General features: G+C 72.4%; 11 protein-coding genes. 7 read left to right on the top strand and 4 right to left on the bottom strand.

Annotation, left to right across the window (positions count from 1 at the left end; all coding sequences use genetic code 11):
• Positions 1 to 2: 2 nt before the first annotated feature.
• The 5 genes from ACZ3IG_RS24755 to ACZ3IG_RS24735 all read left to right on the top strand — a co-directional run bounded on the left by ACZ3IG_RS24755 (position 3) and on the right by ACZ3IG_RS24735 (position 18,230).
• A complete protein-coding gene (locus ACZ3IG_RS24755) occupies positions 3 to 6,446 on the top strand; it encodes an SDR family NAD(P)-dependent oxidoreductase (RefSeq protein ID WP_467434719.1) in 6,444 nt (2,147 codons plus the stop codon).
• A complete protein-coding gene (locus tag ACZ3IG_RS24750) occupies positions 6,443 to 14,821 on the top strand; it encodes a type I polyketide synthase (protein WP_467434718.1) in 8,379 nt (2,792 codons plus the stop codon). Before ACZ3IG_RS24755 ends, ACZ3IG_RS24750 begins: the two co-directional genes overlap by 4 nt.
• 76 nt (positions 14,822 to 14,897) lie before the next feature.
• On the top strand, positions 14,898 to 15,656 hold the full coding sequence (locus ACZ3IG_RS24745) for an arylamine N-acetyltransferase family protein (RefSeq protein ID WP_467434717.1): 759 nt from the start codon (positions 14,898 to 14,900) through the stop codon (positions 15,654 to 15,656).
• Positions 15,657 to 15,740: 84 nt separating this feature from the next.
• Positions 15,741 to 16,976 carry an LLM class flavin-dependent oxidoreductase gene (locus ACZ3IG_RS24740; RefSeq protein ID WP_467434716.1) on the top strand — a complete coding sequence of 412 codons (1,236 nt, stop codon included), beginning with the start codon at positions 15,741 to 15,743 and terminating at the stop codon, positions 16,974 to 16,976.
• Positions 16,977 to 17,045: 69 nt separating this feature from the next.
• Positions 17,046 to 18,230, top strand: a complete 1,185-nt coding sequence (locus ACZ3IG_RS24735) for a cytochrome P450 (protein ID WP_467434715.1) — start codon at positions 17,046 to 17,048, stop codon at positions 18,228 to 18,230.
• Between the two features lie 73 nt (positions 18,231 to 18,303).
• Here ACZ3IG_RS24735 and ACZ3IG_RS24730 read toward each other — a convergent pair whose 3' ends face one another.
• From ACZ3IG_RS24730 to ACZ3IG_RS24720, 3 genes are all read right to left on the bottom strand, one after another.
• Positions 18,304 to 18,933 (bottom strand): HAD-IA family hydrolase, encoded by a 630-nt coding sequence (locus ACZ3IG_RS24730; protein WP_467434714.1) that lies wholly within the window; start codon positions 18,931 to 18,933, stop codon positions 18,304 to 18,306.
• A 139-nt stretch (positions 18,934 to 19,072) separates the two neighbouring features.
• Positions 19,073 to 20,215, bottom strand: a complete 1,143-nt coding sequence (locus ACZ3IG_RS24725; protein WP_467434712.1) for a Gfo/Idh/MocA family protein — start codon at positions 20,213 to 20,215, stop codon at positions 19,073 to 19,075.
• Complete coding sequence (locus ACZ3IG_RS24720; RefSeq protein WP_467434930.1) at positions 20,212 to 21,378, bottom strand: DegT/DnrJ/EryC1/StrS family aminotransferase; 1,167 nt, start codon at positions 21,376 to 21,378, stop codon at positions 20,212 to 20,214. The genes ACZ3IG_RS24725 and ACZ3IG_RS24720 overlap by 4 nt, the downstream gene beginning before the upstream one ends.
• Positions 21,379 to 21,596: 218 nt before the next feature.
• Here ACZ3IG_RS24720 and ACZ3IG_RS24715 point away from each other — a divergent pair, with 218 nt between their 5' ends.
• Positions 21,597 to 22,031 carry a type II 3-dehydroquinate dehydratase gene (locus ACZ3IG_RS24715; protein ID WP_215166779.1) on the top strand — a complete coding sequence of 145 codons (435 nt, stop codon included), beginning with the start codon at positions 21,597 to 21,599 and terminating at the stop codon, positions 22,029 to 22,031.
• A complete protein-coding gene (locus ACZ3IG_RS24710; protein ID WP_467434928.1) occupies positions 22,028 to 22,939 on the top strand; it encodes an ROK family protein in 912 nt (303 codons plus the stop codon). The genes ACZ3IG_RS24715 and ACZ3IG_RS24710 overlap by 4 nt, the downstream gene beginning before the upstream one ends.
• 1 nt (position 22,940) lies before the next feature.
• Here the strand turns inward: ACZ3IG_RS24710 and ACZ3IG_RS24705 are convergent, their stop codons facing one another.
• Positions 22,941 to 23,978, bottom strand: coding sequence for a 3-dehydroquinate synthase family protein (locus tag ACZ3IG_RS24705; RefSeq protein ID WP_467434711.1), 1,038 nt, complete (start codon positions 23,976 to 23,978; stop codon positions 22,941 to 22,943).
• Positions 23,979 to 24,072 lie beyond the last annotated feature (94 nt).

The following is a 24,072-nucleotide window of genomic DNA, read 5'->3' as shown; positions in this document are numbered from 1 at the left end:
CGGTGGACAATGACGAGAAACTGGTCCGGTATCTCAAGCGGGTGACCGCCGACCTGCACGAGACCCGGCAGCGGCTCAACCAGATCGAGGCCGCGCGCACGGAACCCGTCGCCATCGTCGGCATGGCCTGCAGGCTGCCGGGCGGCGTGACGTCACCCGAGGACCTGTGGAACCTGGTGGCGGCCGGTGGCGACGCCGTCGGCGCCTTCCCCGAGGACCGGGGCTGGGACCTGGACCACCTCTTCGACCCCGACCCCGACCACCCCGGCACCAGTTACGTCCGCGAGGGCGGTTTCCTGCGCGACGCGGGCGACTTCGACGCGGGTTTCTTCGGCATCTCCCCGCGCGAGGCCCTCGCCATGGACCCGCAGCAGCGGCTGCTCCTGGAAACGTCCTGGGAGGCGTTCGAACGGGCCGGCATCGACCCGACCGTCCTGCGCGGCGAGAACGTCGGCGTCTACTTCGGCACCCTCAACCAGGATTACGCCACCGGTGTCGACGCGGTTCCCGACGGCGTCGAGGGCTACCTGATGACGGGCAGTTCGGCGAGCGTGCTCACCGGCCGGGTGTCGTACGCGCTCGGCTTCGAGGGCCCTGCGGTGACGGTGGACACGGCGTGCTCGTCCTCGCTGGTGTGCCTGCACCTGGCGGCCCAGGCCCTCCGGTCGGGCGAGTGTTCCATGGCCCTGGCGGGCGGCGCCACCGTCATGTCGACGCCCAGCGTCTTCGTCGGATTCTCCCGGCAGCGCGGCATGGCCGAGGACGGCCGTTGCAAGGCGTACGGCGCGGCGGCGGACGGCACGGGCTGGGCGGAGGGCGTGGGCGTACTGGTCCTGGAGCGCCTGTCGGACGCGGAACGGCTGGGGCACCGGGTACTGGCGGTGGTGCGCGGCAGCGCCGTCAACCAGGACGGCGCCTCCAATGGCCTCACCGCCCCCAACGGACCGTCCCAGCAACGCGTCATCCACGACGCCCTGAACGCCGCCCACCTCGCTCCCTCGGACATCGACGCGGTCGAAGGCCACGGCACCGGCACCCGACTCGGCGATCCGATCGAGGTGCAGGCCCTGATGGCGACGTACGGGCAGGGCCGCGAGAAGCCCCTGTGGCTCGGTTCGCTGAAGTCGAACATCGGGCATGCGCAGGCGGCCGCCGGCGTGGCCGGCGTCATCAAGATGGTCATGGCGATGCGGCACGGCGTCCTGCCCCGCACTCTGCACGTCGACACCCCCAGCCCTCAGGTGGACTGGTCGGCGGGCGCGGTGGAACTGCTCACCGAGGAACGAGACTGGCCCGAGACAGGACACCCTAGGCGGGCGGGGGTGTCGGGGTTCGGCGTCAGCGGGACCAACGCCCACGTGATCCTCGAACACGTCCCCGAACCGCCCCACACCCCCGTCCCGCCCTCCGACGGCCCTCTCCCCCTGCTGATCTCCGGGGCCGACGACCAGGGCACCCGCGCCCAGGCACGACAACTCGCCGACTTCCTGCAACGCCAGCCCGACATGGACCTGAACCGGCTGGCCGGACTCCTGGCCCACACACGCGCCGGACTGCCGGACCGTGCGGTCGTGGTGGCCGGCGACCGGGCCGAAGCACTCGCCGGACTCGAAGCCATAGCCGACGGCACCGGAAGCAACCGGGCGGACGTACAAGGAAGGGTGGCGTTCGTCTTCCCCGGCCAGGGCACCCAGTGGCAGGGCATGGGCGCCGAACTCGCCGACACCTCCCCCGTCTTCGCCCAAGCACTGAACGAATGCGCGGCGGTCATGGACGAACTGACCGGCTGGTCCCTCCTCGACACCATCCACGGACACCTCCCCCTCGACCGCGTCGACATCATCCAGCCCGTCTCCTTCGCCGTCATGATCGGCCTCGCCCGCATATGGGAAACCGCAGGCATCAAACCATCAGCAGTCATAGGACACAGCCAGGGGGAAATCGCGGCAGCCCACATCGCCGGCGCACTCACCCTCACGGACGCCACCACCATCGTCGTCCGCCGCAGCCAGGCCATCGCCGCCCACCTCTCCGGCCACGGCGCCATGATGTCCCTCGCCCTCACCCCACCCCAAGCCCAAGAACTCACCGCCCCCTACGGCCACCGCATCCAGACAGCCGCCCTCAACGGACCAGCCTCCGTCGTCGTCGCAGGCGAACCACAAGCCCTCACCGAACTCGCCACCACCTGCAACACAGCCGGCATCCGCGCCCGCACCATCGACGTCGACTACGCCTCACACACCACCCACGTCGAAACCATCAAAGACGAACTCGCACACGCCCTCGCCCACATCACCCCCACCACCTCCCACACCCCCTTCTACTCCACCGTCACAGCCGACTGGCTCGACACCACCCACCTCGACGCCACCTACTGGTACCGCAACCTCCGCAACACCGTCCAATTCACTCCCGCCATCCACCACCTCCTCACCCAAGGCTTCACCACCTACATCGAAATCAGCCCCCACCCCGTCCTCACCACCAGCATCGAAGCCACAGCCGAACAACACACCCAACCAGAACCCCTCCTCATCACCGGCACCCTCCGCCGAGAACACGGCAACACCCGACAACTCCTCACCTCCCTCGGCCACGCATGGACCCGCGGCCTCCCCATCAACTGGACCACCCACCTCACCCAAACACCCCCACACACCGCCTCCAACCTCCCCACCTACCCCTTCCAACACCAGCGGTATTGGCTGGGCCGAGGCGGTGGCACGGCTGACGCCGCGGCGTTGGGACTGGCGCAGGCCGGGCACCCGCTGCTGGGTGCGGTGACGGAGCTGCCGGGGTCCGGCGGTCTGCTGTTCACCTCGCGGCTGTCGCTGCGTACGCATCCGTGGCTGGCGGACCACGCGGCGGCGGGGACGGTGCTGTTGCCGGGGGCGGCGTTCGTGGAGCTGGCGGTGCGCGCCGGGGACGAGGTCGGCTGCGGTGCCGTCGAGGAACTGGTGGTGGAGGCGCCGCTGCCGCTCCCCGAACACGAGGGCGTACAGGTGCGGGTGACCGTGGACGCGCCGGACGGGTCCGGGCGGCGTCAGGTGTCGGTGCACTCGCGTCGCCAGGAGGCGGCCTGGGTGCGGCACGTCAGTGGCACGCTGAGCCCGGCGAGCGACCCGGCCGGCGGCAGTGTCGAGCCGGACGCACAGGACCTGACACGGTGGCCGCCCGTCGGGGCGGTACCGGTCCCGGAGGACCGGGTGCGCGGTGTCTACGAGGAGTTGGCGGCGGACGGATACGGGTACGGTCCCGCTTTCCGCGGCCTGCGCGCGGCGTGGACGCGGGGCGACGAGATCTACGCGGAGGTCGCCCTGCCCGAGGAACTGGCCGCCGAGGCCGCCGCGTTCGGCCTGCACCCCGCGCTGCTCGACGCGGCCCTGCACGCCACCGCCTTCCGCGACCGCACCGGCGGCGACGCGGGCCCCGCGCTGCCCTTCGCCTACCGAGGGGTGTCGCTGCACGCTTCCGGCGCGTCGGCACTGCGGGTACGGATCACGCCTTCCGGAAAGGACGGGGTGGGTGTCCGGCTGGCCGACCCGAACGGCGCGCCGGTCGCGGTGATCGAGTCACTGGTGTCGCGGCCGGTGCCGACGGGCGGGCTGTCCGCCGCCGGCGGACAGACGCCGCTGGAGCAGATGTTCCTCGTGGGCTGGGAGGAGCTGCGGGTCGCTCCCGCCGCCCCCGTGGAGACGGTCTCCGTGCGGACCGTGGAGGACGTGACGCGGGTGACCGGGCCGACGGCGGTCCTGCTGTACGAACCCGAGGGCACCGACGTGCACCACGTCACCCACCGCACCCTGGAGGTGCTCCAGGCGTGGCTCGGCGCACCCGCACTGGAACAGACCCGCCTGGTGGTGCTGACCAGGGGTGCCGTGAGCGTGCGGGACGGTGACCGGCTGAACCCGGCGGTGGCCGCGGCGTGGGGCCTCGTGGCCACAGCGCAGTCGGAGCACCCCGGCCGCGTCCTGCTCCTCGACACGGACGCCACGGCGGCCTCCGCCGACACGCTCCCCACTCTCCTGGCCGCCCTGCTCGACGGTGACGAACCACAGCTCGCCCTGCGGGACGGAGTCTGCCACCAGCGGCGTCTCACCCGGGCCGGCGCCGACGAAGTCCTGACGGCACCGGCGGGTGAGCCCGCGTGGGAGCTGGGCACGCGGGCCCCGGGCACGCTGGACGGCCTGGCCCTCCTGCCGGCGCCGGAGGCACGGGCGGCACTGCCTCCCGGACACGTCCGGATCGAGACGCGCGCCGCGGGCCTCAACTTCCGTGACGTACTGATGGCGCTGGGCATGTACCCGGGTGAGATCAGCATCGGCAACGAAGGCGCCGGTGTGGTCACGGAGGTCGGTCCCGGCGTCACCCGCTTCGCCCCGGGCGACCGGGTCATGGGCCTCTTCGAGGGCGCGGGCGGCCCCGTGTCCGTGGCCGACTGCCGCACACTCGCGCCCATGCCGAAGGGCTGGACCTTCGAACAGGCGGCCTCGGTACCCTGCGTGTACCTCACCGCCTGGTTCGGACTACGGGACCTGGCGGGGCTGGAGCGCGGCGAGTCGGTGCTGATCCACGCCGCCGCCGGTGGTGTCGGCATGGCCGCCGTGCAGCTCGCCCGGCACTGGGGCGCCGAGGTCTACGGCACCGCCAGTCCGGCCAAGTGGGACGCGGCGCGCGCCGCCGGCGTACCCGACGGGCGGCTCGCCAACTCCCGCACCCTGGACTTCGAGCGGCAGTTCCTCGACCTGACCGGCGGACGGGGCTTCGACGTCGTCCTGGACGCGCTCGCCGGTGACTTCGTGGACGCCTCGCTGCGCCTGCTGCCCAGGGGCGGCCGGTTCATCGAAATGGGCAAGACCGACATTCGCGACGCCACCGAGGTCGGCGCCCGGCATCCGGGCGTCACCTACCGGGCCTTCGACCTGGCCGACGCGGGCGGCGAACGCATCGAGCGGATGCTGACCGAGCTGGTCGCCCTCTTCGACCAGGGCGTGCTGACCCCGCCGCCGCTCACCGTCTGGGACATCCGGCACGCTCCGGCCGCCTTCCGGTTCATGAGCCAGGGCCGGCACATCGGCAAGAACGTGTTCACGCTGCCGCGCCGGCCCGACCCGCGGGGCACCGTCCTGGTCACCGGCGGTACCGGAGCACTCGGCAAGGTGGCGGCCCGCCGCCTGGTGACCGAGCACGGCGTACGCAACCTGCTGCTGACCAGCCGCAGCGGCCCCCGGGCCGACGGCGCCGCCGAGCTGGAACGCGAACTGACCGCCCTCGGGGCGAGGGTCCGCATCGCCGCCTGCGACGTGTCCGACCGGGACGCCGTGGCCGCGCTGCTGTCGACCGTCTCCCCGGACGCCCCGCTGAACGGTGTGGTGCACAGCGCCGGCGCCCTGGACGACGGCGTACTCACCGCCCTGACCGCCGAACGACTGGACACCGTCCTCGCCTCCAAGGCCGACGCCGCACACCACCTGCACGAACTGACCCGGCACATGGACCTGGCACTGTTCGTCCTGTTCTCCTCGGCCGCCGGCACCCTCGGCAGTTCCGGACAGGGCGGCTACGTCGCCGCCAACGCCTGTCTGGACGCCCTCGCCCACCAGCGCCGAGCCCAAGGCCTCCCCGCCGTCTCGCTGGCCTGGGGCCTGTGGTCGCAGGGCGCGGGGACCGGCCTGACCGGTCACCTCACCGGCGCCGACCAGCAGCGGATGGCACGTGGCGGAGTCATCGGGCTCTCGGAGGACGAGGGCGCGGCACTGTTCGACACCGCGCTGCGCCTGCCCCAGCCGGTGCTGCTGCCGATGAAACTGGACTTCGGCGCGCTGCGGGCGCAGGCCGCCACGGGGCCGGTGCCGCCGCTGCTGCGCGGTCTGGTCCGGCAGACCCGGCGCACGGCGGGCACGGCCGCCGACGCCGGTGCCTTCACCCAGCGCCTCAGCCGTGCCCCCGCCGAGGAACAGGAACAGCTCCTGCTCGGCCTGGTCCGGGAGGAGGCCGCCCGGGTACTGGGCCACGCCACCGCCCACGCCATCGGCCCCGACCTGGCCTTCAACGAGCTGGGCTTCGACTCTCTCACGGCGGTCGAACTGCGCAACCGGCTCGCCAACCACACCGGGGTCCGGCTGCCGACCACCCTCGTTTTCGACTATCCGACACCCGTCGCCCTCATGCGCCACCTGCGCGCGACACTCGGCTTGGACGAGACCCCCGCTCCCGCCGCGCCGGACAGCGAGGAGAACCTGCGCCGTGTCCTGGCCAGGACACCGCTGAGCCGCCTGCGGGAACTGGGCGTCCTCGACGCCCTCATGACGCTCACCGAGGAAGGGGAAGCGGCGGGGGGAGCGGACGCGGAGGAACTCCCGGCGCAGGAGCGGGAGACGGCGATAGCCGACATGGGCGTCGACGACCTGGTGCAACGCGCCATGAGCAAGGCCGGTAAGTGATGACGATGGGGAAGAAGGCGGAGGCCGGGATGACCACTCCCGACGCGAAGGTCGTCGAAGCGCTGCGTGTCACGCTCATGGAGAACGAGCGGCTGGAACGGGAGAACGCCGACATCCGCCGAGGGCTGTCGGAACCCGTCGCGATCGTCGGCATGGCCTGCCGTCTGCCGGGCGGCGTGACCTCCCCGGAGGAGCTGTGGAACCTCGTCGCCACCGGCGGCGACGCCATCGGTGACTTCCCGACGGACCGTGGCTGGGACCTGGACCACCTCTTCGACCCGGACCCTGACCACCCCGGCACCAGCTACGTCCGCCAGGGCGGCTTCCTCCACGACGCGGGCGACTTCGACGCGGCCTTCTTCGGCATCTCCCCGCGCGAGGCCCTCGCCATGGACCCGCAGCAACGGCTCATGCTGGAGACCTCCTGGGAGGTCTTCGAACGCGCCGGCATCGACCCGACCGCGCTGCGTGGCACGGACGTCGGCGTCTTCACCGGCGTCACCTACCACAGTTACGGCTCCGGAGCCCGCGTCCCCGAAGAACTCGAGGCGGTCATGGGCACGGGCACCTCGGCCAGCGTCCTGTCCGGCCGCGTCTCCTACGTGCTCGGCTTCGAGGGCCCGTCGGTCGCGGTGGACACGGCGTGCTCGTCGTCGCTGGTCGCCCTGCACCTGGCCGTCCAGGCGCTGCGGGCCGGGGAGTGCTCGATGGCACTGGCCGGCGGCGTCACCGTCATGGCCAACCCCGGCATCTTCGTCGGCTTCTCCCGGCAGCGGGGCCTGTCGGCCGACGGCCGGTGCAAGGCGTTCGCCGCGTCGGCGGACGGCACCGGCTTCTCCGAGGGCGCGGGCGTGCTGCTGGTGGAGCGCCTGTCGGACGCGGAACGGCTGGGGCACCGGGTACTGGCGGTGGTGCGCGGCAGCGCCGTCAACCAGGACGGCGCCTCCAACGGCCTCACCGCCCCCAACGGCCCCTCTCAGCAACGCGTCATCCGCCAGGCACTGGCCGGCGCGGGCCTGACCCCGGCCGACATCGACGCGGTGGAAGCACACGGCACCGGCACAGCACTGGGCGACCCGATCGAGGCACAGGCCCTGCTGGCCACGTACGGTCAGAATCGCGAACAGCCTCTGTGGCTCGGCTCGCTGAAGTCGAACATCGGGCACGCGCAGGCCGCCGCCGGAGTGGCCGGCATCATCAAGATGGTCATGGCGATGCGGCACGGCCTCCTGCCGCGAACGTTGCACGTGGATGCGCCGTCGTCCCAGGTGGACTGGTCGGCGGGCGCGGTGGAACTGCTCACCGAGGAACAGGAGTGGCCGGAGACGGGACGCCCCAGGCGGGCGGGGGTGTCGGGCTTCGGCGTCAGCGGCACCAACGCCCACGTGATCCTGGAGGGAGTGGCGGAGGAACCGGTCGCAGTACACGGGCCGGGAGGTGTGGTGCCGCTGTTGGTGTCGGGGCGTGGCGGAGCGGGACTGCGGGCGCAGGCACGGCAGTTGGCCGAGTTCGTACGGACACGTCCTGAGCTGGGTCTGGATGCGATCGCCGCGGGACTGATGAACGGCCGCGCGGCACTGCCGGACCGTGCGGTGGTGGTGGCCGGCGACCGGGCCGAAGCACTGGCCGGGCTCGAAGCCGTGGCCGAAGGCACCAGCGGCGGCCGGGTGGACGTACAAGGAAGGGTGGCGTTCGTCTTCCCCGGTCAGGGCACCCAGTGGCAGGGCATGGGCGCCGAACTCGCCGACACCTCCCCCGTCTTCGCCCAAGCACTGAACGAATGCGCGGCGATCATGGACGAACTGACCGGCTGGTCCCTCCTCGACACCATCCACGGACACCTCCCCCTCGACCGCGTCGACATCATCCAGCCCGTCTCCTTCGCCGTCATGATCGGCCTCGCCCGCATATGGGAGGCCACAGGCGTCAAGCCCTCAGCAGTCATAGGACACTCCCAGGGCGAAATCGCGGCAGCCCACATCGCCGGCGCACTCACCCTCACGGACGCCACCACCATCGTCGTCCGCCGCAGCCAGGCCATCGCCGCCCACCTCTCCGGCCACGGCGCCATGATGTCCCTCGCCCTCACCCCGCCCCAAGCCCAGGAACTCACCGCCCCCTACGGCCACCGCATCCAGACAGCCGCCCTCAACGGACCAGCCTCCGTCGTCGTCGCAGGCGAACCACAAGCCCTCACCGAACTCGCCACCACCTGCAACCAAGCCGGCATCCGCGCCCGCACCATCGACGTCGACTACGCCTCACACACCACCCACGTCGAAACCATCCAAGAACACCTCACCGAGATCCTCGCCGACATCACCCCCACCCCCTCACACACCCCCTTCTACTCCACCGTCACAGCCGACTGGCTCGACACCACCCACCTCGACGCCACCTACTGGTACCGCAACCTCCGCAACACCGTCCGCTTCGCTCCCGCCATCCACCACCTCCTCACCCAAGGCTTCACCACCTACATCGAAATCAGCCCACACCCCGTCCTCACCCCAAGCATCGAAGCCACAGCCGAACACACCGAATCGGGACCCGTCCTCATCACCGGCACCCTCCGCCGAGAACACGGCGACACCCGACAACTCCTCACCTCCCTCGGCCACGCATGGACCCGCGGCCTCCCCATCAACTGGACCACCCACCTCGGCCGAGGCGCCGCCTGGAATCTCCCCACCTACCCCTTCCAACACCAGCACTACTGGCTCAGAAGCACCGCAGCCACCGACACCGTCGGTTCAGTGACCGACCAGTTGCCGGGCCTCGCGGAACCGCCGTCGGACACCGGCGTCCTCACCGCCGGCCTCGCCGGACAGTCCGCACCGGAACAGGAACGCATCCTGCTGGCCACCATCCGCCGGGAGACCGCGGCCGTCCTGGGGTTCTCCTCGGCGGACGACATCGAACCGGACATGGTGTTCAACCAGATCGGCTTCGACTCGGCCACCGCCGTCCAACTGCGCAACCGTCTCAACGCCCTCACCGGCCGTACCCTGCCGACCACGCTCCTCTTCGACTACCCGACACCACAGGCCCTCACCGCCTTCCTGCTGGAAGAGCTGGTCGACGACCTGCCGGCCCCCGCGACCGCGGTGCCGACGGCCGCCTCGGCGACGACGGACGAGCCGATAGCAATCGTCGGCATGGCGTGCCGGCTGCCGGGTGGCGTGACCACGCCCGAGGAGCTGTGGGACCTCGTACTCGACGGCCGTGACGGCGTCAGTGGCTTCCCGACGGACCGAGGCTGGGACCTGGACTCCCTCTTCCACCCCGACCCGGACCACACCGGCACCAGCTACGCCGAGCAAGGCGGCTTCCTGCACGACGCGGGTGAGTTCGACGCGGGGTTCTTCGGCATTTCGCCCCGCGAGGCCCTGGCCACGGACCCGCAGCAGCGGCTCATGCTGGAGACGTCGTGGGAGGCGCTGGAACGGGCCGGTCTGGACCCCACCGCCCTGCGCGGCACGGACGTCGGTGTCTTCTCCGGCGTGACCTACCACAACTACGGGTCAGGGGTGGAACCCGTGCCCGCAGAGCTGGAGGGCATGCTCGGTCTCGGTGCCTCGGCCAGTGTGCTGTCGGGCCGGGTGTCGTACGCGCTCGGCTTCGAGGGCCCGTCGGTCGCCGTGGACACCGCCTGCTCCTCCTCTCTCGTGGCACTGCACCTGGCCAGCCAGGCCCTGCGGGCGGGAGAGTGCTCGATCGCGCTGGCCGGTGGTGTCACGGTGATGCCGACGCCCGGCATCTTCATAGCCTTCTCGCGGCAACGCGGCATGTCGGTCGACGGCCGCTGCAAGTCCTTCGCGGCGTCTGCCGACGGCACGGGATGGGCCGAGGGCGTGGGCGTGCTGGCACTGGAACGGCTCTCGGACGCCCGGCGCAACGGCCACCAGGTGTTGGCGGTGGTGCGTGGCTCGGCCGTCAACCAGGACGGCGCCTCCAATGGCCTGACCGCTCCCAACGGTCCCTCCCAACAGCGGGTGATCCGGCGGGCGTTGGCGGAGGCGGGGCTGAAGCCGGGTGACGTGGACGCGGTCGAGGCACACGGGACGGGTACGGCACTGGGCGACCCCATCGAGGCCCAGGCCCTGCTGGCCACCTACGGCCAGGACCGCGAACGCCCGCTGCTGCTCGGATCGTTGAAGTCCAACATCGGACACGCCCAGGCCGCCGCAGGGGTCGCGGGCGTCATCAAGACGGTACTGGCCCTCCAGCACGGAATCCTGCCGCGCACCCTGCACATCGACGCCCCCACCCCGCAGGTCGACTGGTCGGCCGGCGCGGTGGACCTGCTGACGGAACAGCAGCCCTGGCCCGAGGTCGAACGGCCGCGCCGCGCCGGCGTCTCCGCGTTCGGCGTCAGCGGCACCAACGCCCACATCATCCTCGAACAGGCGGAGCCCGCTGCCGTCGACACGACATCGACCTGGCCGAAGGACGTTCCCGTACCCCTGCCGCTGTCCGGCCGCGGCGCGACGGCCCTGCGCGCGCAGGCACAGCGACTGCTGTCCTTCCTCGTGCGGCAACCCGAACTGGACCTGCCCGAGCTGGGCGCCGCGCTGGCCCTGGGCCGGGCCGCGCTGCCGGACCGCGCGGTGATCCTGGCCGGCGGCCGCGACGAGGCACTGACAGGTCTGGACGCGCTGGCACGAGGCGAGACAGCGCCCGGCGTCGTGACGGGCACCGCGACACGCGGACGGCTGGCTGTGCTCTTCACCGGCCAGGGCTCCCAACGGCTCGGAATGGGACGTGAGTTGTACGAAGCGTTTCCCGTGTACCGTGAAGCATTCGACGAGGCATGCGCCGCCCTCGGCGATGAGACACGCGACGTCGTCTTCGGTGACGACCCCGACCGCCTCAACCAGACCAGGTACACACAGGCGGCACTGTTCGCCCTGGAAGTCGCCCTCTACCGGCTCATGACATCCTGGGGCATCACACCGGACGCCGTCGGCGGACACTCCATCGGCGAAGTCACCGCCGCACACATAGCAGGCGTACTGTCCCTGCGGGACGCGGCGACCCTGGTCACCGCTCGCGGACGCCTGATGCAAGCACTGCCCGAAGGCGGCGCCATGATCGCCGTCGCCGCGGCCGAACAGGACGTCCCCGCATGGCCGGGTGTGGACATCGCGGCAGTCAACGGCCCCACCTCCGTCGTCCTCTCCGGCGACGAAGACCCCGTACTGGAAATCGCACAGGAACTCGCCGCACAAGGCGTACGCACCCGACGCCTCACCGTCTCCCACGCCTTCCACTCCGCCCGCATGGAACCGATGCTGGATGAATTTCGACGCGTACTGGAAGGACTGACCTTCAACAGCCCCACCCTCCCCCTCCTCTCCAACACCACCGGACAACTCGCCGACCCCGAGACCCTGTGCGCCCCCGACTACTGGGTCCACCACATACGCACAACCGTTCGCTTCGCCGACGGCATCCAAGCCCTCGCCGCACACGGCGTCACCACCTACCTCGAACTCGGCCCCGACAGCACCCTCACCGCCCTGGCCCGCGAGAACCTGGACCCCGACAGCGACACCACCCTCATCCCCGCACTGCGCCGCGACGGCGACGAAACCCGCACCCTCACCTCCGCCCTCGCCCACCTCCACATCACCGGCGTCCCCGTCGACCTCGGCGCCCTCCACGGCACCACGGCCCGTCCCCCGCTCATGCCCGAACTGCCGACCTACGCCTTCCAGCGCGCGCACTACTGGCTGACCGGCGAGGGCGGCCCCGGTGCCCCCGGTGAGGTGTCGGCCGCCGGGGTGGACGGCCTCGGGCATCCGCTGCTGGGCGCGGTGGTCGAAGTACCGGAGTCGGGTGAGGTGCTGTTCACCTCGCGCCTGTCGCTCGCCACGCACCCGTGGCTGGCCGACCACGTCGCGGCCGGGGCGGTACTGCTGCCCGGTGCGGCCTTCGTGGAGCTGGCGTTGCGCGCCGGTGACGAGGTCGGCTGCGGGGCCGTCGAGGAACTGGTGATGGAGGCTCCCCTGGTCCTCGCGGAGGGCGCCGCCGCGCAGGTGCGTGTCAGCGTCGCGGCTGACGACGGTACCGGCCGTCGCGCCGTGCGCGTCCACTCCCGTACCGAGGACGCCGGGCTGGGAACGCCGTGGACGCGGCACGCCTCCGGCACGCTGCGGCCTGCGGACGACACGGACACAGTCGCGGCCACGGCCGCGTCGATGACCGGCCTGACGGTCTGGCCGCCGGCCGGCGCGGTGGCCGTGGACCCGGCGGACGTCGAGGGGCTGTACGACGGTCTGGAGCAGGCCGGGTACCGGTACGGGCCCGTGTTCCAGGGGCTGCGGGCGGCCTGGCGCGGTGACGGCGCCGTGTACGCGGAAGTGGCCCTCGCGGACGAGCACCGTGACCTGGCGGCGGCGTTCGGGCTGCACCCCGCGCTCCTCGACGCCGCCATGCACACCCTGGCCTTCCACGAGCGTGACGAGTCCGAGCCACAGCTGGTACTGCCCTTCGCCTACCGTGACGTGACGCTGCACGCGTCCGGCGCCTCGGCGTTGCGGGTCCGGGTGACCCTGAACGGCACGCACACCATGACCCTCGAACTGGCCGACAGTACCGGTGCCCCGATCGCGTCGCTCGGGTCGGTGGTGTCCCGGCCGGTCGACCCCGGTCAGCTCACCGGGACTGCGGACACGGCGGACCGGATGTTCCGCGTCGCCTGGGCCGAGGTGCCGGCACGGGGCGAGTCCCGGGCCCTGCGCCCGGTGCCGGTGGCCGACGCCGGCGACGTGCACCGGCTGTCCGCCGCGCCCGAGACACCGGACACTCTGCTGCTGGACCTCCGCGACGCGGCAGCCGATGTGCGGGAGGTGACCGGACGGGCGTTGCGGGTGGCGCGGGCGTGGCTGGCCGAGCCGTCGCTGCTGTCCAGCCGGCTGGTCGTGGTGACGCGGGGCGCCGTCGCCGTCCGGGAGGGCGAGCCGGCCGACCCGGCAACGTCCGCGGTGTGGGGTCTGATGGCCTCCGCGCAGGCGGAGAACCCGGGGCGTGTCCTCCTCCTCGACACCGACACCGACACCGACACCGACGCCGACACAGATACCGACATCGACACCGACTGGGGCACCGGGGCGCTCGCTCAGCTTCCTGCCGCCGACGAGCCGCAGTTGGCCCTGCGTGACGGGCGGTGGTTCACCCGGCGGCTCGTACGAGCGGCGGCGGATGGCGTGCCGGACGCCGGTCTGGGCGACGGCACCGTCCTCGTCACCGGCGGCACCGGTGCCCTCGGCGCGGTCGTGGCCCGGCACCTGGTGGCGGTGCACGGGGTGCGGAGTCTGGTGCTGGCCGGGCGGCGCGGGGAGAAGGCCCCCGGTGCCGCCGGACTCGCGGCGGAACTGGCGGCGGCGGGAGCCCGGGTACGCGTCACGGCGTGCGACGTCGCGGATCGGGACGCCGTGGCGGCGCTGCTGGGCGAGATACCCGCCGACGCGCCGCTGACCGCCGTAGTGCACGCGGCGGGTGTGCTGGACGACGGGGTGCTGACCGCCCTGACGCCGGAGCGGCTCGACACGGTGCTGCGGGCCAAGGCCGACGGCGCGCGCCACCTGGACGAGCTGACCCGGGACTGCGGACTCGCCGCGTTCGTCCTGTTCTCCTCCGCCGCCGGTGTCCTGGGCAACCCGGGGCAGGGCAACTACGCCGCCGCCAACGCCTACCTCGACGCGCTCGCGCACCGGCGCCGCGCCGCGGGCCTGCCCGCCGTGTCGCTGGCGTGGGGCATGTGGGAACAGGCCGCCGGGACCGGTATGACCGGGCGGCTCGCGGCCACCGAGCGGCCCGAGCGGCACCGGACGACACGGGGCGGCGTCGCCGCGCTGGCACCCGCCGAGGGAATGCGGCTCTTCGACGCCGCGCTGCGCAGCGGCCTGCCCGTGGTGGTGCCGATGAAACTGGACCTCGCCGCCCTGCGCGCCCAGGCCGCCACCGGACCCGTCGCCCCGCCGATGCGGACCCTGGTGCCGCCGGCACGACGGACGCCGGCGGTCGCCGCCGAGGAGGAACCGGTGTCCGCGCGACTGGCCGGTCTGGACGCGGAGGAGCGGGAGGCCGTACTGCTCGACCTGGTGCTACGGGAGGCGGGGCAGGTCCTCGGGCACACGGCGTCCACGGCGGCCACCGGCCTCGACCCGGACGTGGTGTTCACCGAGATCGGCCTGGACTCCCTGACGGCGGTGGAACTCCGCGACCGCCTGGCCCGGCACACGGCGCTGCGGCTGCCGCCCAGCTTCGTGTTCGACCACCCGACCCTGCGGCTGCTGGCCCGGCAGCTGCGGGACGAACTGAGCGTTCCGAACGCGGACACGAACGCGGACACGAACGCGAACTCATAGCGAGCGCGATGCGAGCGCCACGAGAGCGCCACGAGAGCGCCACACGAGCGCGCAGCGAACGAGAAGGGGATCGCCCATGTTCAGCACCGACGCCTACCTGGCGCGGCTGGGATTCGACCGGCCACCCGCGCCCACCCTGGTGAACCTGCGGCGGCTGCACCGCAGTCACCTCACGTCCGTCCCCTACGACACCGCGCACACACACCGGCTCAGCGCGGTGAACATGGCGGACATCGACGTCGACAAGGCCTTCGAGGCCATCGTGCCGACCGGCGCCGGCGGCATGTGCCTGGAGCTGAACACCCTGTTCGCCCGGCTCCTGCGCGAACTGGGCTACGACCTGGACGTGCTCAGCGGCGGCACCTACCTGCCCGGTGACACCTTCGCGCCCGACCCGGAGCACATGCTGATGCTCGTCCGGATCGACGGCGAGGAGTGGCTGGCCGACGTCGGACACGCCGGGCTCTGCTTCACCGAGCCGCTGCGTCTGGTGGAGGACGAGCCGCAGTGGCAGTACGGCTGCGCGTTCCGGCTGGTGCGACGGGACGGGTTCCTCGTGCTCCAGGCCAAGACGCTGGGACACGACTGGCGCACCACCTACCGTTTCACCACCGCGCCCCGGACCTACGACGCCTGGGAGGGCGTCGGCGGCGGCAACGGGCCCGCCATCCTCGCCGCGATGCGCCGGCGCCGACGTGCCACCGAGCGGGGACAGGTGTTCCTCACCAGCAACATGTTCACGACCGTCGAGGACGGCCACGAGAAGGTCTCCGTCCTCGTCGACCCCGCACAGCGTGCCGAGGTGATCGCCACCTACTGGGAAGGCCGCGACTGACCCGTCCGGTGCCGTCGCCCGCCCGCCCCGCAACGCCTCCGTCCCCGTTCCCGGCCGACCGCCGGCAGAGGAAAGTGATGCCTTATGAAGTTCGGCCTGTTGTACGGTGCCCAGCTGCCCCGTCCCTGGACCGAGGACTCCGAATACCGGCTCTTCCACGACATGCTGGCGGAGATCGAACTGGCCGACCGGCTGGGCTTCGACCATGTGTGGTGTCCCGAGCACCACTTCCTGGAGGAGTACTCGCACATGTCCGGGCCGGAGGTGTTCCTCGGCGCGGTCAGCCAGCGCACCAGCCGTATCCGGATCGGGCACGCCGTCGCCCTGATGCCGCCGGGTTTCAACCCGACCGCGCGGATCGCCGAGCGGATCGCCACGCTGGACCTGCTGTCCGGGGGACGCGTGGAGTTCGGCACCGGCGAGTCCACCACCCCCACCGAGCTGGCAGGGTTCGGTGTGGAGCGTGCCGTCAAGCGGGACCAGTGGGCGGAGGCGGTGGACGCCGTGGCCCGCATGTTCGTGGAGGAGCCGTTCGCCGGGTACGAGGGCAAGTACGTCTCGGCGCCGGTCCGCAACGTGCTGCCCAAGACCCGGCAGAAGCCGCACCCGCCGATGTGGATGGCCTGCGGCAACCGGGATGCCATCCGGCTCGCTGCCGCCAAGGGGCTCGGCGCGCTCAACTTCTCCTTCTTCGGCCCGGCCGAGACCAAGAAGTGGGTCGACGCCTATTACGAGGGCATCGAGTCCGCGGACTGCGTGCCCGCCGGGTTCGCGGTCAACGCGCAGGTCTCCGCGACCATCCCGATGTTCTGCCACCAGGACGAGGCGACGGCCGTGGAACGCGGCGCCGACGGCGTCCAGTTCTTCAACTTCGGACTCGGTTTCTACGCCGGTTTCGGCGCCGCCGCCCCCGGCCGGACCCGGCTGTGGGAGACGTTCCAGCGCGACCGCGACCGCTACGGCATGGGCCGGGCCGCCTTCGGCAAGCCCGGTATGCCGCTGGGCAACCCGGCGCGCGGCGCGGTGGGCACCCCGGAGCAGATCCGGCGGTTCCTGCGGCAGCACGAGGAGGCCGGCCTCGACCAGGCGATCTTCCTGGTGCAGGGCGGCGGTACCCGGCACGAGCATGTCTGCGAGTCTCTGGAGCTGTTCGCCCGCGAGGTGATGCCCGAGTTCAAGGAGCGGCACGAGCGCGCCGAGCAGGCGAAGGCCGCCCGGCTGCGGCCCGCCCTCGACGCCGCCCTGGCCCGGCGCGAACCGCCCCGCACAGCCGATCCCGCCTACGTCATCCCCGCCCGCAGCCCCAACCCTGCCCCCTGACCCGCTCACCGCCCCGCTGACCCACCCCGCTGACCGACCCGCTTACTCACGAGGAGATCGCGTAACGCCATGGCTCAGACACCGGAAGAAGAGATGCGCATCCTCGACCCGCAGAGCGTCGCCGAGGAACTGCGCAGGAACGGCCCGCCGCGGCGGATCGAGATGCACGGCACCGCCGCCTGGCTCGTGTCCCGGTTCGACGAGGTACGTGAGTGCCTCGCGCATCCCAGGATGAGCCCGGCCGCCGCCTACGCCGCCTCACAGGGGCAGACGACCCCGGTGAGCGGGCTGTTCGAGGACACGCTGATGGGCACCAACCCGCCCGAGCACACCCGGCTGCGCCGGCTGCTGGGCACGGCGTTCACGGCGCGCCGGGTGGAGGCCCTGCGGCCGCGCGTACAGGAGATCACCGACAGCCTGCTGGACGCCGTCGCCGCCGACGGCCGGGCGGACCTGGTCTCCGCGCTGGCCGTCCCGCTGCCCATGCAGGTGATCTGCGAGCTGCTCGGCGTGCCCATCGCCGACCGCACCGAGTTCCACCAGTGGGCCGACCTGATGCTGCTGCCGCCCTTCGACCCGGAGTCCGCCGCCCGCTCCGCGGACGCCTCCGCGAAACTGTGGTCGTACGTGGAGAACCTGGCCGAGGAGCGGCGCGAGGACCCCAGGGACGACCTGATCAGCGCGCTGATGTCGGCGCACGAGGACGACCGGCTCAGCCACCGCGAGGTGGTCTCCACCGCCCGCATGATGCTGATCGCCGGCTACGAACTGACCGGCAGCTTCATCAGCAACGCCGTCTTCTCGCTGCTGACCCGGCCGGACCAGCTCGACCTGCTGCGCGCGGACCCCGGGCTGGCCGGCCGGAACCTTGACGAGCTGCTGCGGCACGCCGGGCCCGGCGTCCTCGTCGTGCGCTTCGCCAACGAGGACGTCGAGATCGGCGGCGTCACGATAGCCGCGGGCGAGCAGGTGCTGCTGGACATGGACGCCGCCCATCGCGACCCCGCGCACGTCACCGACGGAGAGCGGCTGGACCTCACGCGGGGCAACGTGATGCACCTCCAGTTCGGTCAGGGCGTGCACTACTGCATCGGCGCACCGCTGGCCCGCGTGGAGGCGCAGACCGCGCTGGAGAGCCTGTTCCGGCGCTTCCCCGACCTGCGCCTGGCCGTACCGGCCGCCGAGGTGGGCGCAAAGCCCAACCCGTTCATCCGCTCCCTGACGTCCCTGCCGGTGGAGTTCGCTCCCCGGTGAGCACAGGTGACGGCGGTGCGCGGGGCTGCCGGTTCGGGCCTCCCTCCGCACCGCCGCCGACGTGTCCGGGGTGTCAGGACACCGGCACCGCCGGGCACAGCGCCAGGAGTTCCGCCGGGTGACGCAGGACGACATCGGGGTCCGCGGCGAGCAGCGTCGCCTCGTCCGTCTCGCCCCACAGCGCGGCCACCGCGGTGACACCCGCGCCGCGGGCGCTGGCGAGGTCGGTGACGGCGTCACCGACCATCACCGTCCGCCCGGGGTCGGCGCCCAGCAGGTCCATCGCCTTGAGCACGATGTCGGGCGCCGGCTTGGCCCGCGCCACCTCGTCCGAGCCGAGGACGGCGTCGAACCGGTCGCGGAGACCGATCGTGTCCAGCAGCGAACGGGCCCGCGGGCCGCTCTTGCCGGTGGCCACGGCCAGCCGTACCCCCCGGCGGCGCAGCTCCCCCAGCAGCTCCGGCACGCCGTCGAACACCTCCACCAGGTGGGCGAGCCGGTAGCTCTCGCGGACGAAGGGTTCCTCCATCTCCAGCGGAAGCCCCATGATGCGCATGATGTCGGGGAAGTAGCGGCCCAGGTGCCGGTTGTACTCCTCGAACGGCGGCTCGCCCGGGCCGACGACCTCCGCGTAGGCCAGGGTGAACGCCTCGCGCATCACCGCGAAGCTGTCGACGAGGACGCCGTCGAGGTCGAAGACCACCGACGTGACGCCGGAAGGGGGAGGAGCAGAAGGAACAGAAGGAGTAGAAGGAGTAGAAGGAACAGAAGAACTGAAGGGAACGGACTGGCTGTTCATCGGGGACTCCCGTGGAACGTGGTCACGGCGCACACCGGTGCGGTCACACCGGCGCGGACTCCCGGACCTCCTGGACGGTGCGGGCCGAGGTGTAGACCCGCTCGATGGCGCCGATGGTGCGGCGCGCCTCGCCGATCGCCCGGCCCCGTGCGGCCGGGTCGTGCAACAGGCCGGGCAGCAGGGCGAGCTGCCGGTCGTACTCGGCGCCGACGCGTTCCGTGGGCACGGCGAGCTGGCGCGTGGTGCCGTCGGCGGTGCGGGTCAGCACGGACTCCCCGAGGCGGTTGGGGCTGAAACCGAAGGTGCAGCGCAGGGTCGCGCTGCCCGCGCTGCCGTCGACGGTGACGCGGGTGGTGTCCACCGCCTCGTGCGAGGCCCAGCTCGCGTGCAGGACGACGGACCGGCCGTCGTCGGTGACGAGGAAGCCGCGCGCGGTGTCCTCGACATCGGTGCCGCCGCCCCCGGCCGCGTCGCCGTCGCCTTCGGCACCGTTGTCGGCGTCGCGCCAGGCGGCCCGGGAGGACGCCTGGCCGATGAAGTCGGCGGAGACGGTGCCGATGGCGTGCCGGAAGGCGGCGGTGCCCAGCAGCGGTACGGCGATGTCGAGGAGGTGCCAGCCGAGGTCGACCAGCGCGCCGCCGCCCGCGAGCGACCGCTGGGTGAACCAGCCGCCCCGGTCGGGCACCCCGCGCGCCCGTACCCAGGCCAGTTCGACGTGCCGGACCTCGCCCAGGCGTTCGGCGGCCCGGTACAGGCCGCGTACGTCGGCGCGGTGGCGGGCCGCGCTGCCGGCCAGCAGTACCGTGCCGCCCGCGCGTTCGGCGGCGGCCAGCCGTTCCGCCTCCTCGGAGGTCAGGCAGACCGGCTTCTCCAGGAACACCGGGATGCCCTTGGTGAGCAGTTCGCAGGCGACGGCGCAGTGCAGGTGGTTGGGGACCGCGACGACCGCGAGGTCCACCTCGGCGGGGTCGAGGTCGGCGACGGCCGCCAGCACCGACAGCCCGGCCGTGTCCGCCCCCTGGGAGCCGGCGACGGCGGCCCGGCCGCGCTCGTCGGGGTCGACGGCGGCGGTCACGGTGAAGGCGGGGCTGCCGAGCAGCCGGGGCAGCCAGATCGAGCGGGCGGCCCAGCCCAGGCCGATCACGGCGGTGCGGACGGGCGGCAGGGCCGGGGACGGGGCGCTCATGCGCTCGCGAGCACGTCGGCGATGACGGCGGCGATCTCGTGCATCTGCTCCTCGCTGCCCAGCAGCGTACGGTGGTGCAGCCACACGGAGTCCCGGGTGAGTGCCTCGGAGTGCGGGCAGCGGCGGGCCAGTTCCTCCACGCTCAGCTCCGGCGCCGCGACCTCCCAGAAGGCGTCGGTACGGTAGACCGCGCGGAACCCGACGAACGCGGGCAGCCCCCGCTCGATGAGGGTGTCCACGACCCGTGCGCGCCGCTCCTCGGTGATGCCCGGCACCCGGAACATCGCCATGTAGTGCGGATTGCGGTCAGCGCGCTCGTCGAGGGCCTGCGGGACGACGCCGGGGATCTCGGCCAGCAGTCGGCTCAGCACCGGCCAGCGTGCCTCGCGTGTGTCGATCTGTGCGTCGAGCCGGGCGAGTTGGGCGCGCAGCACCGCCGCGGAGAACTCGTTGAGGCGGAAGTTGGAACCGGACGTACGGTGGAAGTAGCCGCGGTCGGTACGAGGCCGGCCGCAACTGTGCCGCACGAAGCCCTTCTCGTACCCTTCCGCGTCGGGGAAGAGCACCGCGCCGCCCTCACCGGCGGTCATCAGCTTGCCGTTCTGGAAGCTGAACGCCGCGACCGAGCCCAGCTCCCCGACCCGCTGGCCGCGCCACCGCGCGCCCTGCGCGTGGGCCGCGTCCTGGACCAGTGGTACGCCCGAGTCGGCGGACAGCTTGCCCAGCGCGTCCATGTCGCACATCTGGCCCGCCATGTGCACCGGCATGATGGCCGCGGTCCGCGGTCCGATCGCGGCCTCGACCGCCGCCGGGTCGACGCAGTACGTACCCGGGTCGACGTCGACCGGCACGGCCACCGCGCCCAGCCGCTGCGCGGCCTGCGAGGAGGAGATGAAGGTGAACGCCGGGACGATGACCTCGGAACCGGCGCCGACGCCGAGCACTTCGAGGGCGAGTTCCAGCGCGTGTGTGCCGTTGGTGACCGCCAGGGCGTGCGGACTGCCGTGGGCGGCGGCGAACTCGGTCTCGAAGGCGTCCACCTCGCCGCCGCCGATCCGCCACCACTGGCCCTGTTCCAGCGCCCGTATCAGTCCCTCGCGTTCCGCGTCGTCGTACTGCGGCCAGCCGGGCAGCTCGGATTCCAGACGCACACCCTTGCCCATATTTTTGCTCATGTTTTCCCACTTCCCTCGACGCGATATGCAGAGGAGATCGCTTTAACACGCTAACCGGCCGACGGCAGCCGCACCATTCCCCCTCAACACCCCCCTAGAAGCCCCTTAAAACGGCTCCCGGAGATTCGGCGGGCATTCGGGCGGGGCGTGCGCCGCGAGGCCCGTGCTATAGATGGAAGTCCGTGACGAACCGGGTGAGGTGCGCTGTGAGCAGGCTGTTGTTGGTGAACGGACCGAATCTCGGAATACTCGGAACCCGCCAGCCCGAGATATACGGAACCGATACCTTGCAGGACATCGAACGCTGGGTGGGAGCAGAGGTCGCGGAGCGCGGCTGGAAAGTGGACTCCTATCAGTTCGACGGTGAGGCGGAGATCATCCGCACCATTCAGGGGAACTACGACACCGTCGGCGCCATCATCAATCCGGCCGCCCTGATGATGGCCGGCTGGGGTCTCCGTGACGCCCTGGCGAACTATCCGCGGCCGTGGATCGAAGTGCACCTGTCGAATGTGTGGGCCCGTGAGCAGTTCCGCCACGAGTCGGTGACCGGGCCGCTGGCGTCCGGCGTCGTCTTCGGGCTCGGCGCGCTGGGGTACCGGCTCGCCGCCCGCGCCCTGCTCGAGAAGGTGCCGGCCTGACCGCCGAAGCCGCCGGGCGGCTGGGCATCGACATCGGCGGCACGAAGGTGGCGTTGCGCGTCGAGCACGACGACGGTGGCGTGGCGGAGTCGTCCTTCCGGTGGGCCGGCCGGGCCTCCCGCCCCGACGACGATCTCGCTCTGCTGGCCCGGCACGCCGGGGAGTTGTGCGCGGGGCGCCCGCGGGGGCTGCGCGCCGTCGGGGTCGCCGTGCCCGCCACGCTCGACGCCGCCGGCACGGTCACCGTCTGGCCGGGCCGCCCCGCCTGGGCCGGGTTCGGCCTGGGCGCCGCCCTGTCCGCGCTCTTCGGTGCCGCCGAGGTGGCGTGCGCCGACGACGGTGACCTGGCCGCCCTCGCCGAGGCGGACGCGGCCGGCTGCGCGGACCTCCTCTATCTCGGCGTCGGCACCGGTGTCGGTGGCGGTCTCGTACTGGCCGGGCGCCCCGTTCCCGGCGTGGGGCGTGGTTCCTGCGAGGTCGGCCACCTCGTCGTCGACCGCGACGGACCGCTGTGCGACTGCGGACGGCGCGGCTGTGTGCAGGCGGCGGCCTCGGGCCCGGCGACGCTGCGCCGCGCGGCCCGGCACCGGGGAGCGGAGGTGCCGTTCACCGCTTTCCGGCAGGCCGTGTCCGACGGCGAGCCGTGGGCCGTGGCCGCGTTGCGGGAGAGCTGCGCCGCGCTCGCCGCGGCCGTGGCCGGGATCTGCGAACTGACGCGCCCCGCGCTGGTCCTCGTCGGCGGCGGCTTCGCCGCGGCCGTGCCGGACCTCGTGCCGATGGTGGCCGAGCGGACCGCGGTCCTGCAACGCCCCGGGCACCCGCTGCCCCCGGTACGTCCCGCGCTGCTGGGCGGGCTGTCCTCCCTGCATGGCGCGGTGCTGCTGGCCCGGGGCCTGCCGGCGGGGTAGTTCAGTCCGGTGTCCGGTCCATCCCGGCCAGTGCGGAGGCGACGGTCTCCTCGGGCACCCCGGACACCAGCTCGGGGCCGTCCGGGCCGTCCAGGACGAAGGTCAGCCCGTGCGTCGCCTTCTTGTCCAGCCGCATCACCTCGATCAGGCGCCGCGTGTCGGCCCCGGCCGGCAGCGCGGTCGGCAGGCCGTAACTGCGCACCACCTCAAGGTGCTCGGCCGCCCGTGCCGCGTCGATCCGGCCGAGGGCCAGCGCGAGACGGCCCGCGAAAACCGTGCCGACCGCCACCCCCTCGCCGTGCTTCAGCGCGAAGTCGGTCACGATCTCCAGGGCGTGTCCCAGCGTGTGACCGTAGTTGAGGATGTGCCGGCGCCCCGAGTCCCGTTCGTCGGCGGCGACCACCGACGCCTTGAGTGCCACGCTCGCCGCGATCTGCTCCGGCAGCGGCAGCCCGCGCAGGTCGCCGGCACCGATGAAGTGACAGCGGGCTATCTCCCCGTATCCGTTGAGCATCTCCCGCTCGGGCAGCGTGCGCAGATGGTCGGTGTCGCACAGCACGGCGGCCGGCTGCCAGTAGGCGCCCAGCAGGTTCTTGCCCTCGGGGAGGTTGACGGCCGTCTTGCCGCCCACGCTGGCGTCCACCTGGGCGAGCAGTGACGTCGGCAGGTGCACCACGGGCACCCCCCGGTGGTACAGCGCGGCGGCCAGTCCCACGACGTCGGTGGTGGTGCCACCGCCGCAGGAGACGACCGCGTCGGAACGGGTCAGCCCGAACCGCACGAAGGCACGGCCCAGTTCCTCCACGGTCGCCAGTGTCTTGTCCGCCTCGCCGTCCCGGGCCCGCAGCACCACCGACGGCACCCCCGGGTCCGGCAGCCACTCCTCCGGCCGCGCGGACACCATCGCCACCCGCCGCGCACCGAGCCCGGCGAGGACCGCGGCCAGCGAGTGCCGGACGCCCGGCCCGATGTCCACGGGGTAGGAGCGCTCGCCGAGTTCGACCATGACACGGGTGTGCGGCTGGGCCGACGCCGTCATGCGCTGACCGTCCTTCCTCGTACGATGCCCGGCCGCCCACCGCCACCGGTCCCGGCATCATGCCTACCCGGACGCGCGCGGCGGTCAACCGCCG

The organism is Streptomyces sp. NPDC016677, assembly GCF_055562815.1.
Note: the sequence above shows the minus strand (reverse complement) of the source record. Positions and strands in the feature narration are given on the sequence as shown.